We start from the raw sequence: 14775 nt of genomic DNA on the forward strand, positions 1-14775 counted from the left end.
GATAAGGCCCGCCCCATGAAGCCTGCCCATTACGGCCCCCGCCCCGACGGCCTCCCGTCGTTGCCCAAGCATTTCCCCGTGCGCGCCCTGCTGGCAGCGCTATCCCTGGGGCTGCTCGGCGCCTGCGCCTCTCCCGTTGCCAAGGACCCCAGCAAGGCCCACCTGCAGGCGGACTCGGCGCCCGTGGTCAGCGGCGCCATTCCGGCACCGGTGATGCAGACGGCGGCCTTGCCCAAACCCCGGATTACCCCCCGCACCGAGACCTATTCGGTGGTGGTGAACAACGTCAAGGTGCAGGAGTTGCTGTTCGCCCTGGCCCGGGACGCCAAGCTCAACGTGGATATCCACCCGGGCATCAGCGGCACGGTGACCCTCAACGCCATCGACCAGACCCTGCCCCAGATCCTCAGCCGCCTGGCCAAGCAGGTGGACATGCGCTTCGAACTGGACGGCCCCAATCTGGCGGTGATGCCGGACACGCCCTACCTGCGCAATTACAAGATCGACTACGTGAACATGACCCGGGACACCGCCGGCACCGTCTCGGTCACCACCCAGATCGCCACCGCCGGCGCCGGCGCCAGCACCACCGGCACCACCACGGTCCCGGGCACCGCCGGCAGCGGCAACAGTTCCGTCACCCGCATCGAGAACAAGGCCCAGCACCATTTCTGGGACAACCTGATCCAGAACATCAAGGACATCCTGCGGGAAACCGACAAGGTCATGCCCGAAGGCTCCTCGGAAACGGTCACCGAAGTAGCCGCCACCCAGACCACCACCGGCACCGGCACGCCGCCGGCGGCCGGCAGCCGCACCTCGGCCCCCACCACCAGCCTGGCGGGCAGCGCCAATCCGGCCACCCTGCAGAACAGCGGCGCCATGGTGGTGCGGCGCACCACCTTCCGGGAGGCCGCCTCGGTCATGGCCCATCCGGAAACGGGCATCGTCACGGTGCGCGCCACCTCCCGGCAGCACGAGAAAATCCAGGAATACGTGGACCAGGTGATGGGCAGCGCCCGGCGCCAGGTTCTGATCGAGGCCACCATCGCCGAAGTGCGGCTGGACCAGAACTACCAGCAGGGCATCAACTGGAGCCGCATCACCGGCGGCGCCGCCGGCTTCACCTTGACCCAGACCCTGGGCGGTGCCGTGGCCGGCATCATCGCCAGCGGCAGCAATTTCGAGATCGGCTACAAGAACTCCACCTCCGGTGGCGGCTTCACCAGCGCCCTGCGCCTGCTGGAAACCTTCGGCACGGTGAAGGTGCTGTCCAGCCCCAAGATCAGCGTCCTCAACAACCAGACGGCGGTAATCAAGGTGGTGGACAACCACGTCTATTTCACCATCAAGGCCGACACCAGCCAGAACCAGGTGAACACCGTCACCACCTACACCACCACCCTCAACTCGGTGCCGGTGGGCTTCGTCATGAACGTCACCGCCCAGATCAGCGGCGACGACACGGTGCTGCTCAACATCCGCCCCAGCATCTCCCGGGTGGTGGATGAAATCCCCGACCCCAATCCGGCCTTGAAGAAGGGCATCAACGGCCTGGCCGACAGCATCGAGAGCAAGGTCCCGGTGATCCGCACCCGGGAGATGGAATCGGTGCTGCGGGTGGAAAACGGCAACATCGCCGTCATGGGCGGTCTCATGGAGGAGATGCTGCAGAACCGGGCCGACAGCGTTCCCGGACTCTCCCGCCTGCCCGTGGCCGGCGGCCTCTTCTCGGCCAAGGACGACTCCCTGCAGAAGACCGAACTGGTCATCTTCCTGCGCCCGGTCATCATCCGCGAAGCCAGCATCGGCGGCGACTACGCCAACCTGAGGGACGCCCTGCCGACCAAGGACTTCTTCGCCAACAACCCGGGGCCCCAGCAGCAGATGGCGCCCTCCGGCATGGAGCCGCGGCCGTGAGCCTGCTCATGGATGCCCTGAAGAAGGCGGAGGAGGCCAAGCGCAACGCGGCCCCCGCCACCGGGGCGCCCGGCGAACTGAGCCTGGAGCCGGTGAGCCCCCAGCCCGGCAGCCAGGGGCAGTCGCCCCTGCCCAATCTGGACGACCACCTGGCAACGGTGGATGCCGACCTGGCGGCGGTGGCCGCCAGCCCGGCGCCCAGCCCCGCCGCCCCGCCGCCCCAATCCTCCCACCAGCCCGCCCCGCCGCCCACGCCAAGTGTCGCCCCTGCCGCCGCAGCCGATATGGAAGCGGAGCGCCAGGCGGCCCGCAATCTCTTCAACGCCAAGCTGGCCGCCGGCAACGGCACACCGCCCAACCGCAACAAGCTGTGGCTTGCCCTGGGCGCCCTGGCGGTGGGCCTGCTCGGCATCGGCATCTATTTCTGGTTCCAGTTGCAGGGCCTCAGCCAGAACCCCATGATCGCCCGCCCGGCGCCGACACCGGTGCAGCCCCAACCCCTGCCGCCGGCACCAATGGCGACGCCCATCGTCGCGCCCCCCATGCCAGTCGCGGCTGTGGAAGCGCCTCCCAGCCAGCCCATGCCGGAAATGCCCGCCCCCCTTACCCGGGAGCGCCCCATGCCCCAGGAACGCCAGCCGGCGCTGCCGCCGGAGGAGCCCAGCCCCATCCGCCTCAGCCGCGGCAAGCCGGCCACCAACCCGCTGCTGGAACGGGCCTACGGCGCCCTGCAGCGGGAGGATTTCGCCGCCGCGGTGCAGGACTACGACAAGGTGCTGCAGGCCGACCCGCGCAACACCGACGCCCTGCTCGGCATGGCCAGCATTGCCGGCCGCGAGGGCCAGACGGCCAAGGCCGAAGCCCTCTACCTGAAGGCCCTGGAGGCGGACCCGAAAAACCCGGTGGCCCTGGCCGGCCTGGTATCCCTCCTCGGCAACGGCGATCCGGCGGCGGCGGAAAGCCGCCTGAAGAATCTGCTGGCGACCCAGCCCGAGGCCGGCCACGCCCACTTCGCCCTGGGCAATGTGTACGCCCGCCAGGGCCGCTGGAGCGAAGCCCAGCAGGCCTATTTCAAGTCCCTGGCCAGCGACGGCGACAACCCGGACTATCTCTTCAATCTGGCGGTGAGCCTGGACCACCTGCGCCAGGTCAAGCCGGCCCAGCAGTACTACCAGGCGGCCCTCGGCGCCGCCGCCGGCCGCTCCGCCATGTTCGACAAGGAAGGCGCCCGGCGCCGGCTGCAGGAGTTGGCCGCGCCATGAACGCCCCCAGCCCCCAGCGCCGCCCCCTGGGCCAGATTCTCATCGCCCAGGGGATCATCTCCGAAGACCAGCTGCGCATCGCCCTGCTGGAGCAGATGAAGTCCAACCAGCCGGTGGGCAAGCTGCTGGTATCCCTCGGCTTCGTCTCGGAAACGACCCTGCGGGAAGCCCTTTCGGAAAGCCTGGGCAAGCGCTCCATCGACCTCTCCCGGGCCGTCATCGACCCCTCCGCCCTCAAACTGGTGCCGCGGGAACTGGCCAAGCGCCACCACATCCTGCCCCTGGACTTCGATGCGGAAAGCCACCGCCTGACCCTGGCCCTGGCGGACATCAACGACATCGTCGCCCTGGACAAGGTGCGCAGCCAGCTCAACGCCGAACTGGAGATCGAGACCCTGCTGGCCGGCGAATCGGAAATCGACCGGGCCATCGATCAGTACTACGGCTACGAGCTGTCCATCGACGGCATCCTGCACGAGATCGAGACCGGCGAGATCGACTGGAAGAGCCTGCAGTCCTCCTCCGACGAATACAGCCAGCCGGTGGTGCGGCTGATCGACGCCATCCTGGCCGACGCGGTGAAGCGGGACGCCTCCGACGTGCACTTCGAGCCGGAGGCCAACTTCCTGCGCATCCGCTACCGCATCGACGGCATGCTGCGGCAGATCCGGGCCCTGCATAAGTCTTACTGGCCGGCCATGGCGGTGCGCATCAAGGTCATGAGCGGCATGAACATCGCCGAGACCCGGGCGCCCCAGGACGGCCGCATCAACCTGGTGCTGAGCGGCCGCCAGGTGGACTTCCGGGTCGCGGCCCAGCCCACCATCCACGGCGAAAACGTGGTGCTGCGCATCCTGGACCGGCAGAAGGGCATCGTGCCCCTGGAGGGTCTGGGACTGGCGGAGGACCATCTGGACCTGCTCAAGCTGATGATCGCCCGGCCCGAGGGCATCATCCTGGTCACCGGCCCCACCGGCAGCGGCAAGACCACCACCCTCTATTCGGTGCTCAACCACATCAATTCCGAGGGCGTGAACATCATGACCCTGGAAGACCCGGTGGAATACCCCATGGCCCTGGTGCGCCAGACCTCGGTGGCGGAATCGGCCAAGCTGGACTTCGCCAACGGCATCCGCTCCATGATGCGCCAGGACCCGGACGTGATCCTGGTGGGCGAAATCCGCGACACGGACACTGCCGAGATGGCCTTTCGCGCCGCCATGACCGGCCACCAGGTGTATTCCACCCTGCACACCAACTCGGCCATCGGCGCCATTCCCCGCCTGCTGGACATCGGCATCCTGCCGGACCTGATGGCCGGCAACATCATCGGCATCGTCGCCCAGCGCCTGGTGCGCCGTCTCTGCCCCGGCTGCAAGACGCCCTACCAGGCCGAGGCCCACGAATCCCGCCTGCTCGGCATCCCGGCGGAAGGGCCGCGGCCGGTGATCTACCACCCCTGCGGCTGCGAGCGCTGCGACTTCCAGGGCTACCGGGGCCGCATCGCCATCATGGAACTGCTGCGCATGACGCCGGCCATGGACGAGCTGGTGGCGCGCCGCGCCACGGCCCGGGACATCCGCAACGAGGCCACCCGCCAGGGCTTCCGCCCCCTGGCCGACGACGGCCTGCGCCGCGTGCTGGACGGTTCCACCTCCCTGGAGGAGCTATCCCGGGTGGTGGACCTCACCGACCGGATGTAGGGTCCGGCCATGGGACTCTTCAACTACAAGGCCGTCGATGCGGATGGCCGCATGGTCCAGGGGCGCCTCGACGCCATCAATCTGGTGGACCTGGAGATGCGCCTCAAGCGCATGGAAATGGACCTGGTGAACGGCACCCCGGTCAGCAGCTGGGACATGTTCGGCGGCTCGGTGCCGCGCCGGGAGCTGATCAACTTCTGCTTCCACCTGGAACAGCTGAACCGGGCCGGCGTGCCCATCCTCGAAGGTCTCTCCGACCTGCGGGACTCCTTGGAACATCCGCGCTTCCGCGAAGTCATTGCCAGCCTGGTGGAATCCATCGAGGGCGGCCAGACCCTGTCCCAGGCCATGGCCCTGCATCCCCGGGTGTTCACCAAGGTCTTCGTCAGCCTGGTGCGGGCCGGGGAACTGACCGGCCAGCTCTCCGAAGTGCTGCAGAACCTCACCGAATCCCTCAAGTGGGAGGACGAGATCGCCTCCCAGACCAAGAAGCTGCTGATGTACCCGGCCTTCGTCGGCACCATCGTCCTGGGCGCCACCTTCTTCCTCATGGTGTACATGGTGCCCCAGCTGAAGCAGTTCGTGCGCAATATGGGCCAGGAACTGCCGGCCCAGACCCGGGCCCTCTTCTTCGTCTCCGACCTGCTGGTCAATTACTGGTACCTGGTCCTGCTCCTGCCCATCCTCGGCATCGCCCTGCTCAGCTACCTGTTGCACACCAATCCGGCGGTGCGGCACGGCTTCGACGCCTTCAAGCTGAAGCTGCCGGTGTTCGGGCCGATCCTGAAGAAGATCGTGCTCTCCCGCTTCGCCAACACCTTCGCCCTGCTCTATTCCTCGGGCATTCCCATCCTGGAGTCGATCCGCACCACGGAAGAGGTGGTGGGCAACCGGGTCATCCGCCAGGGCCTGGAAAAGGTGGAACAGCTGATCGGCGAAGGCCAGAACGTCACCACCGCCTTTCACACCATCGGCCTCTTTCCGCCCCTGGTGATCCGCATGCTGCGGGTGGGGGAAAGCACCGGCTCCCTCGACACCGCCCTGCGCAATGTCAGCTACTTCTTCAACCGGGACGTGAAGGAGTCGGTGGAAAAGATCCAGTCCCTGATCGAGCCGGCCCTGACCCTGATCCTCGGCTCGGTCCTGGGCTGGATCATGCTGGCCGTCCTGGGGCCGGTGTACGACGTCATCAGCAAGATCAAGACCTGAGCCATGCCCCAGCGCCATCTCCTCTACCTCTCCGCCCACCAGCTCTCGGCCCATGCCTGGAAGGGTGGCCGCCTGGACGCCCAGGCCAGCTTCCCCCATTCGGAGGAGGGCCTGGTGGCCTTCCGCCAGTACCTGGAAAAGCGTCGCCACGACCTTTTCTACCTCCTCATCAACGTGGCCGACGAAGGCTTCCAGCTGGACACCATCCCCTTCCTCCAGGGCAAGGACCGGGAAGCCGTGATCCAGCGCAAGCTGGGCCAGTATTTCTACAGCACCAACCTGAACATGGCCCAGCGCCTGGGCTTCGAGAAGAACCGGCGCAAGGACGAACGCCTGCTGCTGGCCGGCTTCACCAACCCGGCCCAGATCATGCCGTGGACGGCCCTGGTCCAGTCCCTGGGCGTGCCCCTGGTGGGCATCTACTCCCTGCCCCTGCTCGGCCCCCAACTGCTGAAAAAGCTGCAGCCCGGCCCGGCCCCCTGCCTGATGCTGACGGTGCAGGATCACAGCCTGCGCCAGAGCTTCTTCGACAAGGGCGAACTGCACTTCTCGCGCCTGGTGCCCCTGCACGACTCCAGCATCCACGGCATCGGCCACGCCATGGCGGCGGAGGCGGCCAAGATGCACCAGTACCTGACCAGCCAGCGCCTGCTGGCCCGGGGCCAGTCCCTGCAGGCCCTGGCCCTGGTCCATCCCCAGGCGGTGCGGGCGGTGCAGGAAGCCTGCAGCGACAGCCCGGCCGTCACCTTCCGCATCGTCGGCAACGACGAGGCCGCCCGCCTCATCGGCCTGGCCGATGCCCCGGAGGACAGCCGCAGCGAGGCCCTGTTCCTGCACCTGCTGGCGGCCCAGACGCCGGCCCAGCAGTTCGCGCCGCCGCCCCTGCGCCACGACTACCGGGTGTGGCAGCTCAAGGCCCTGCTCTCTTCCGGCGGGCTGCTGGTCTTCCTCGCCTGCCTGCTTTTCGCCGGCAAGCAGCTGTACGACGCCAGCCGCCTCGGCAGCGAGCGGGCCGCCATCCAGGCCCAGGCCGACAGCGCGGCCCAGCGCTATGCGGAACTGGCCCGGACCTTCCCGCCCATGCCGGTGGACAACGACACCCTGCGCCAGGTCATCAACCGCTACCAGGCCATGGAACGGCAGCCCACCACCCCGCGAGACTTTTACCTGCTGCTCAGCCGGGCCCTGGAAGCAACGCCCCAGGTGGAGCTGGACACCATCGCCTGGCAGAGGGGCGGCACCAGCGCCGGAGGCAATGGCAACGCCACTGCCGCGGCGGCAGCGCCGGGCGAGGGGGACGAGAGCGCCCTGGTGCGGGGCAGCATTCCCACCGGCCCCCAGGCCAATCCGCGCCAGGTGCTGGCCATTTTCGAGCGTTTCCTGGCGGCCCTGCGGCAGCAGCCCGGCCTGCAGGTGAATGTGCAGCAGCAACCGTTCGACGTGGAATCGGGCAAGTCCCTCAAGGGCGGCAGCAGTAGCGACGATGCCCCGGCCAGCGCCGAGCCCCGTCATTTCGTCGTGCAGATCGTGCATCGGGTGACGCCATGAAACTGACCGCAGCCGACTGGCGCAAGCTGCGCCTCAGCCTGGTGATCTTCGTCCTCTTCTGCCTCGGCGGCGCCGTCCTGGTGCTCTTTTCCCTGGAGCAGCAGCAACAGGCCCGCCGCCTGCTGGCAACGGCCCAGGCCCACAACGCCCAGGCCCAGGCCAAGCTGAAGCAGGTACGGGAAGAGGAAAGCGAGATCAAGCTCAAGGCCGCCCTCTTCAGCAACCTGGCCGCCCGCGGCGTCATCGGCGAGGAACAGCGCCTGGACTGGGTCGAGCTGCTGCGGGACATCCGCAACAACCGGCGCCTGCTGGACATCCAGTACGAGTTCTCGCCCCAGCAGCCCCTGGGCAACGGCCAGGGGCCGTGGAGCTTCCAGGTCAGTTCCATGCGCCTGCAACTGCAGCTGCTGCATGAGGAGGACCTGCTCAACGTCCTCGCCGACCTGCGCAACACGGCCAAGGCCCAGGTCCTGGTGCGCAGTTGCGAAGTCAGCCGTCAGCCCCGCCCTCCGGGCGACAGCCCCGGCCTGCACGCCAACCTCAAGGCCCAGTGCCTGCTGGACTGGATCACCCTGCGAGGCCCCCAAACCCGCTGAGACGGGGAGGAACCTGCCATGAACGCCCATTCCCTGCGCCCTCCCCAAGCCGCCCGCCCCGGCGCCCGCCTGGCCAGGCTCGCCGGCCTGCTCCTGGCCCTGGGCGCTGCCGCCTCGCCGCTCCTGGCCGACGAAGCCCTGGGCCGCCTCTTCTTCACGCCGGAACGGCGCCAGGCCCTGGAGCGCCAGCGGCTGTACAACATCCAGGACACCAGCCATGCCACGGAAGAACCGGTGGTGACCCTCAACGGCATCGTGCGCCGCTCCAGCGGCAAGGGTTCGGCCTGGATCAACGGCATGGTCCAGCACGACCGGGAGGACATCAGCGGCCTGCAGGTCCGGCCCGATGGCCGCCACCCGGGCCGCGCCACCCTGAAGGACCTGGGCAACGACAGCAGCACCAGCCTCGGCGTCGGCGACTCCCATCGCCGCGGCAGCAACGAATCCGCCGGCCTGCTGCCCGACGGCAGCGTGCTGCGGGTCCATCCCGCCCCCGCCGGCAGGCGCCCTGCGGCGCCCTGAGCCGTGGCCCGCCACCCTGCTCCCGCCTGCCGTCAGCGCGGCGCCGCCCTGCTGGCGTTCTTCCTCATCGTCTTCGTGCTCGGGGCCTACGGCCTTTACCGGCACCTGACCGCCGTCTCCAGTAATCCCCAGGTCCGGGCGGAAGCCTCCATGGCGGCCCTGGCCCAGGCCCGGGAAGCCCTGCTCGGCTTCGCCGCCACCTACGACCAGCGCAACAGCGGCCAGGTCTTCGGCCAGCTGCCGTGCCCCGACACCAACAACGACGGCGAGGCCGAAGCCAGTTGCGGCACCGCCGGCACCACCGTGGTCGGCCTCCTGCCGTGGAAAACCCTGGGCCTGCCGATGCTGCAGGATGAAGGCGGGGAATGCCTGTGGTACGCCGTCGGCCGCTTCAAGAACAGCCCCAAGAGCACGCCCCTCAACTGGGACAGCCAGGGCCAGTTCGCCGTGCGCAGCAGCGACGGCAGCCAGATCCTGACCGAGCCGGAGAACGCCGAGGGCGGCGCCGTCGCCGTCCTCTTCGCCCCCGGCATCGCCCTGGGCGGCCAGCACCGCAGCGGCGGCAGCGGCGCCTGCCCCGGCGGCGACAGCCCCAATGCGGCCAACTATCTGGACGGCAACTACAGTTTCGGCGGCGGCGCCAGTCTCAGCCTGAGCCAGGGCACCCCGGGCAGCACCTCCAACAACGATCTGCTGCTGTGGCTCAGCCCCCGGGACATTTTCCAGCGCATCAAGCAGCGCAGCGATTTTCCGAGCCGCATCGACACCCTGATGGCAGGCCTGAAGTCCGCGCTGGATGCGGCTCCCAGCCTGCCGGCCGGGGACGCCTCGAGCGACGGACTGCAGCGCCTGCCGGCCGCCTTCGATTTCAGCACCAGCCTCGGCAGTGGCGACGAGGAGTTCCGCCGCCACTGGGACAACCAGCTGCGCTACCTCAACTGCGGCAGCGACGGCTGCCTCACGGTGCGGGGCAAGCCCTGCCGGGGCGCCCTCATTTTCACCGGGGAACGGGCCGCCACGGGGCCCCGCACCGCCGCGGAAAGCACTTCTGCCGCCAGTTTCCTGGCCGCCGCCAACATCGCCGCCGCCACGGCCACCAACGCGGCCGCCCGCCAGTTCCCCCTGCCTCAGGCCCTGGCCGCCTACGACAAGAACCAGGCGGCCGGCGACGTGGTGCTGTGCCTGAAGGAAAGCGTCACCCTCAATTTCAGCAACGACCTGGGCGCCGCCACCGCCATCCGCAACGAGCTTGCCAGCGGCAACCCCACCCTTGCCGTGGACAGCGGCGCCGGCACCGCCACCCTGGGCACCAGCGACGTGCCCATCGGCAGCCCCCCCAACCTGCGTTACGGCTGCCTCTGGTTCAACCAGGTGGTGCGCTTCGGCAGCGGCCTGCGGGCCTTTTTCGAATACCGGGTGCAGGACCGGGGTGACGGTTTTACCTTCACCATCGCCGATGCCGAGCGCAACCCGGACGCTTCCATGTGCGGCGCACCGGACCAGCACCTGGGCTACTCCGGCGAGCCGACGCCGCCCGCCGGCGTCACCCTGCGCCCCATCGCCCCGCCCAAGCTCGGCCTGGAATTCGATTTCGTGCAGAACCTGGGATACAACGAGAGCAACAGCAACCACGCCTACGGCCGTCAGGACCCCCTGACCATCCGGCACCTGGCCTTCACCTACTGGGGCTACCGGGAGAACAACTGGTGGGCCGGCGTCGCCGCCCCCCTGTGGGACGACAACGTGCACGGTTTCGGCAGCGGCAGCGGCGATTCCCCCCGCAACCCGGCCGCCCTCACCAGCGGCTTGGCCACGCCCGGCGGCCTGGCCACCCTCGGGCAGCTGGTGCGCATCCGCCTGGAAATCAGCCGCAACTACGACAGCGGCGCCGGAGCCGGCACCTACGACCTGAAGGCCTGGGCCTTCCCCGCCAGCAATTCCCTCTGTTTCGTCGAGGACGTGGCCATGGCGGATCTCAGCACCACCTTCGCCCCCAATACCGCCGCCTGTTCGCCGCCCACCATCAGGGATACCATATCCATCAGCGATTTTTCGGACAGCGAGTCCCTGCGCAACGTCCGGCTGGGTTTCACCACCGGCTTCGGCAGCGGCGGCCAGCTGATCCTGTTGCAAAACTTCAAGGCCCAGTTCATCCCATGAACCCCCACCTGCGCCGCCCCCACGGCTTCACCCTGGTTGAACTGGCCATCGTCCTGGTCATCGTGGCCCTGCTCACCGGGGGCATGCTCTTTTCCCTGTCGGCCCAGACCGAAGTGCGGGACAACGGCGACACCAGGAAGCAGTTGCAGGACATCGGCGACGCCCTCATCGGCTATGCGGCCAGCCACTATTCGAGCAGCGGCCAGCACCCCTTCCTGCCCTGCCCGGACACGGATTACGACGGGGTGGAAGAGGCCCGCGACGGCAGCGGCAACTGCCCCAGCGCCGAGGGCGTGCTGCCGTGGACCAGCCTGGGCCTGGGCCAGTACGACAGCTGGCGCAATCACTACCGCTACCGGGTGCACACCCGTTTCAGCAACAACAAGGACGGCTTCGGGCTTGCCACCAGCGCCGGCGACATCACGGTCTGCAGCGTCGCCTCGGCCAGCAGCGGCTGCTCCGTGGCCAATTCCACCCTGGCCTCCGGCCTGCCGGCCCTGGTGCTCTCCCACGGCAAGAACGGCCTGGGCGCCATCAACGCCCAGGGCGCCGCCAACGGCGCCAGCAGCGATGCCGACGAGGTGGAAAATCACGATGGCGACAACGTCTTCGTCAGCCGGGCCGTCACCCAGCAGGGCTTCGACGACCAGGTGCTGTGGCTGTCGCCCAATCTCCTGTTCAACCGCCTGATCGCCGCCGGCCGTTCCCTGTGAGGAAATGACAGCTTCAAGCATTGACCGGCCCCGGCCCCAACTGCCACACTCAGACCATCCGCCCACGCCTTCGCATCGACCCCGGCCCATGTCCTCCGACTCCTTCTTCCATTCCTTCCGCGACGTCGGCCTCTCGGCCAACGACAGCGAGGAGATGCGCCTCAACAAGTCCCTGCTGATTTTCGCCACGGGCCTCATCAGCGCCGCCTCCATGCTCTGGCTGCTGCTCTACTGGCAACTGGGGCCGCGCTTCTCCTCCACCATCCCCTTCATCTTCCAGCTGCTGCTCACCGGCAACCTGTTGCTCTACTTCAAGACCCGCAATTTCACCCTGTTCCGCACCACCCAGCTGGGGCTGTTCCTGTTCATGCCCTTCGTTGCCCAGTGGAGCATGGGCAACTTCATCACCGCCTCGGGCATCAGCCTGTGGGGCCTGCTGGCGCCCATCGGCGCCATCCTGTTTTTCGGCGTGCGGGAATCCCTGGCCTGGTTCATCGCCTACCTGTTCCTCACCGCACTCTCCGGCTTCTTCGACTTCTACCTGGCCGACATGGCGGCCATGGAAGCCAGCCACGTGCCCCTGCGCACCAGCATCTTCTTCTTCGCCCTCAACTTTGCCGCCGTTTCCAGCATCGTCTATCTGCTGCTGCGTTTTGCCACCCTGGAGAAGCAGAAGCTGCAGGAACGCATGGTGGAGGCCCACGCCCTGCTCCAGGCGGAACAGGAGCGCTCGGAACGGCTGCTGCTGAACATCCTGCCGGGGGCCGTGGCGGAACGGCTGAAACACAGCAACCAGACCATCGCCGACGGCTTTGCCGATGTCACGGTGATGTTCGCCGACATCGTCAATTTCACCAAGGTGGCGGAGGGCCTGTCGCCCCAGCAGGTCTTCTCCATGCTCAACCGCATCTTCTCCTCCTTCGACGAACTGGCCGAAGCCTACGGCCTGGAGAAGATCAAGACCATCGGCGACGCCTACATGGTGGCCGGCGGCCTCAGTCAGGAGCGGGAGGAGTATTCCGACGCCATCGCCGACCTGGCCCTGGCCGTGCGCGATCTGCTGCACCGGGATTTCGAGGTGAACCGCATGCACCTGGAAGTGCGCATCGGCATCGGCACCGGGCCGGTGGTGGCCGGCGTGGTGGGCAAGAAAAAGTTCATCTACGATCTGTGGGGCGACACGGTCAATATCGCCAGCCGCATCACCACGGAAGGCGTGCCCGGCATGATCCAGGTGGATGAAACCACCTACCGTCGCCTGCGGGACCGCTACGATTTCTACGAGCCCCAGACCCTCTATCTCAAGGGCAAGGGCAACATGACGGTGTACCGGCTGGCCGGCAAGCGCAGCGACGGCGGCACCGGCAGCAGCCTCGGCGCCGTGCCGACCGAGGTCACCGGCTGAGGGGACGCAGGCTGAAGCACACCCGGCCCGGCTCGTTGGCGGCCAGGCACAGTTCGTAACCGCTCTCGGCCGCCAGGCGCCCGGCCTGGTAAAGGCCGATGCCCAGCCCGTGGGCCGAGCTCACCGGTGCCCGCCCCAGTTCCGCCGCCAGCTCCGGCGGCACCGGACTGCCCGAGTCCTCCACCTGCAGCTCCATACCTGCCCCGTCCGCCCCGGGCAGCAGGCGCGCCTCGATGCGCAGGTCCATTTCCCTGGCGGCCTTGCTCAGGGCGTTCTGCAGCAGGTTCTCCGCCACCATGTCGAACAGCCCGGCAGGCAGGGGCTGCTCGCCCCCGCGCCAAGCAGTAAAGGTCACCGCCTCGCCGCTGTAGCGCTGGCCCAGGGCCGTCCACCAGCTGCCGGCAGCGGGCTCCTCGCCATCGGCGGCGGGCCGTTGCTCCAGCTTGTCCAGGGCCTGGCGCAGGCGCTGGGTGATCAGGGGCAGCTGGCGCTGCATCAGGGCCTGGAAAGCCTCGGCATCGTCCGCTTCCGCCTGTTCGGCCGCATGGCAGAGATTGGTCAGGGACTGCAGCAGGTTTTTCACGTCGTGGGTGAGACGGGCGCCCGTCTCGTGCACGGCCTGGATGTAGCTCATCTGCTGCAGGGCCCGGCCCCGCAGCTTGGCCAGGTAGAACTCGGCCAGCAGCCGCAGCAGCAGATGAAAATGCAGCATCAGGGCCGGCGACAGCTTGTGCCGGGTGAACAGGGTCACGTTCAGGGGCGGACATTCGAAGCGCTGGGAGAAGGCGCCGTCGGCCAGCCCGAAGGCGCCGTGCCGGTGTTCCGCCGCCCAGGTGCCGCCCAGGACCCAGGGTAGGGCCAGCATCTCCTCCAGGGTCTGGCCGAGGAAACGTTCCGGATCGACCTCGAACTCGGCATGGTAGGTGAGGCGCCGCATCCACTGCTCGAAGGGCAGGGCCACGCTCAGGACGTAACGGGAAAAAAGCACGCCGAAGCCGGAAAAGCCGCCCCGGGGGTCCCAAGCCCAGGCCAGCAGGAACAGCAGGCCGGCCATGATGAACACGGTGGAGGCCACTGCCACGCCATAGCCGCTGCGGTCGAGCAGCATAAAGGCCAGGGTGCCCAGCACCAGCACGGCCAGCAGGAGAAAGACGAACAGGCTGTAGACGAAGTCCACCATTTCGGCCCGGCGCGGTGGCGCTTCCTCCCGGGAGCGGGGCCACACCAGCATGGACAGCAGCAGCAGAGGCAGGGCGTAGATGAACACGGGGCTGAGGGCCGGATCCACGGCCATTTCCCGGGGTACCACCTGGGGCACCTGCCAGGCCAGCAGGGCACCCAGCAGATAGCCGAAGGCCAGGAGCAGGAAAATGCGCTGGCGCCGGCGGCGGACAAAGAGGACCCGGCCGCCCACCAGGGCCGAGAGGATGGCGGTCCAGAAGATCAGCAGCCAGTCGTTGAGGCCCAGGGTCAGCAGCAGGATGCCGGCTCCCATCAGGGCCAGTTCGGCCACACTGAGTCGACGGCCGGTTTCGACGAAAGGCTGCCAGAGGATCAGCAGGCCGATGTGGGCCAGCCACAGGCCCCGCCCCCAGGGCTGCTCCGGCCCCACCGCGAGGGCCACATGGTAGAGGCCGAGGAGTGCCACCAGCAGGCTCTCGGGGCCCAGGGCAAGACGGGTTCTGGCTAGCACGGACACTCCCGCGACAGGAACGGGTGACGATTCTCCGACGGGAG

Annotated in this window: 11 protein-coding genes; 10 read left to right on the forward strand and 1 reads right to left on the reverse strand. The window is 68.1% G+C overall.

Annotation, left to right across the window (positions count from 1 at the left end):
• The first annotated feature begins 15 nt into the window (after positions 1-15).
• The 10 genes from mshL to ACLSSQ_RS15050 all read left to right on the forward strand — a co-directional run bounded on the left by mshL (position 16) and on the right by ACLSSQ_RS15050 (position 13038).
• A complete protein-coding gene (gene mshL, locus ACLSSQ_RS15005) occupies positions 16-1920 on the forward strand; it encodes a pilus (MSHA type) biogenesis protein MshL (RefSeq protein ID WP_416243135.1) in 1905 nt (634 codons plus the stop codon).
• Positions 1917-3182 (forward strand): tetratricopeptide repeat protein, encoded by a 1266-nt coding sequence (locus tag ACLSSQ_RS15010; protein WP_416243136.1) that lies wholly within the window; start codon positions 1917-1919, stop codon positions 3180-3182. Before mshL ends, ACLSSQ_RS15010 begins: the two co-directional genes overlap by 4 nt.
• A complete protein-coding gene (locus tag ACLSSQ_RS15015) occupies positions 3179-4885 on the forward strand; it encodes a GspE/PulE family protein (RefSeq protein WP_014236489.1) in 1707 nt (568 codons plus the stop codon). The genes ACLSSQ_RS15010 and ACLSSQ_RS15015 overlap by 4 nt, the downstream gene beginning before the upstream one ends.
• Before the next feature lie 9 nt (positions 4886-4894).
• Positions 4895-6094, forward strand: a complete 1200-nt coding sequence (locus ACLSSQ_RS15020; protein WP_416243137.1) for a type II secretion system F family protein — start codon at positions 4895-4897, stop codon at positions 6092-6094.
• A gap of 3 nt (positions 6095-6097) precedes the next feature.
• On the forward strand, positions 6098-7642 hold the full coding sequence (locus ACLSSQ_RS15025) for a hypothetical protein (RefSeq protein ID WP_416243138.1): 1545 nt from the start codon (positions 6098-6100) through the stop codon (positions 7640-7642).
• Positions 7639-8238: a hypothetical protein gene (locus ACLSSQ_RS15030; protein ID WP_416243139.1), complete on the forward strand. Its 600-nt coding sequence runs from the start codon at positions 7639-7641 to the stop codon at positions 8236-8238. Before ACLSSQ_RS15025 ends, ACLSSQ_RS15030 begins: the two co-directional genes overlap by 4 nt.
• Positions 8239-8256: 18 nt before the next feature.
• Entirely contained in the window at positions 8257-8760 is a 504-nt protein-coding gene (locus ACLSSQ_RS15035; RefSeq protein ID WP_152090543.1) for a hypothetical protein, read from the forward strand.
• A gap of 3 nt (positions 8761-8763) precedes the next feature.
• Positions 8764-10920: a hypothetical protein gene (locus tag ACLSSQ_RS15040; protein WP_416243140.1), complete on the forward strand. Its 2157-nt coding sequence runs from the start codon at positions 8764-8766 to the stop codon at positions 10918-10920.
• Positions 10917-11633 carry a type II secretion system protein gene (locus ACLSSQ_RS15045; protein WP_416243141.1) on the forward strand — a complete coding sequence of 239 codons (717 nt, stop codon included), beginning with the start codon at positions 10917-10919 and terminating at the stop codon, positions 11631-11633. The genes ACLSSQ_RS15040 and ACLSSQ_RS15045 overlap by 4 nt, the downstream gene beginning before the upstream one ends.
• A gap of 88 nt (positions 11634-11721) precedes the next feature.
• Positions 11722-13038 (forward strand): adenylate/guanylate cyclase domain-containing protein, encoded by a 1317-nt coding sequence (locus ACLSSQ_RS15050; protein WP_014236482.1) that lies wholly within the window; start codon positions 11722-11724, stop codon positions 13036-13038.
• On the opposite strand, the gene ACLSSQ_RS15055 is transcribed toward ACLSSQ_RS15050, so the two are convergent.
• Positions 13028-14731, reverse strand: a complete 1704-nt coding sequence (locus ACLSSQ_RS15055; protein ID WP_416243142.1) for an ATP-binding protein — start codon at positions 14729-14731, stop codon at positions 13028-13030. The two genes, ACLSSQ_RS15050 and ACLSSQ_RS15055, sit on opposite strands and share 11 nt — an antisense overlap.
• Positions 14732-14775: the final 44 nt, after the last annotated feature.

Source organism: Azospira sp. APE16 (genome assembly GCF_047901315.1).
GTDB lineage: Bacteria > Pseudomonadota > Gammaproteobacteria > Burkholderiales > Rhodocyclaceae > Azospira > Azospira oryzae.

Coding starts and splice junctions, on each gene's coding strand:
- ACLSSQ_RS15050 (WP_014236482.1), top strand. CDS start 11,722: ATGTCCTCCGACTCCTTCTTCCATTCCTTCCGCGACGTCGGCCTCTCG.
- ACLSSQ_RS15015 (WP_014236489.1), top strand. CDS start 3,179: ATGAACGCCCCCAGCCCCCAGCGCCGCCCCCTGGGCCAGATTCTCATC.
- ACLSSQ_RS15035 (WP_152090543.1), top strand. CDS start 8,257: ATGAACGCCCATTCCCTGCGCCCTCCCCAAGCCGCCCGCCCCGGCGCC.
- ACLSSQ_RS15025 (WP_416243138.1), top strand. CDS start 6,098: ATGCCCCAGCGCCATCTCCTCTACCTCTCCGCCCACCAGCTCTCGGCC.
- mshL (WP_416243135.1), top strand. CDS start 16: ATGAAGCCTGCCCATTACGGCCCCCGCCCCGACGGCCTCCCGTCGTTG.
- ACLSSQ_RS15020 (WP_416243137.1), top strand. CDS start 4,895: ATGGGACTCTTCAACTACAAGGCCGTCGATGCGGATGGCCGCATGGTC.
- ACLSSQ_RS15030 (WP_416243139.1), top strand. CDS start 7,639: ATGAAACTGACCGCAGCCGACTGGCGCAAGCTGCGCCTCAGCCTGGTG.
- ACLSSQ_RS15045 (WP_416243141.1), top strand. CDS start 10,917: ATGAACCCCCACCTGCGCCGCCCCCACGGCTTCACCCTGGTTGAACTG.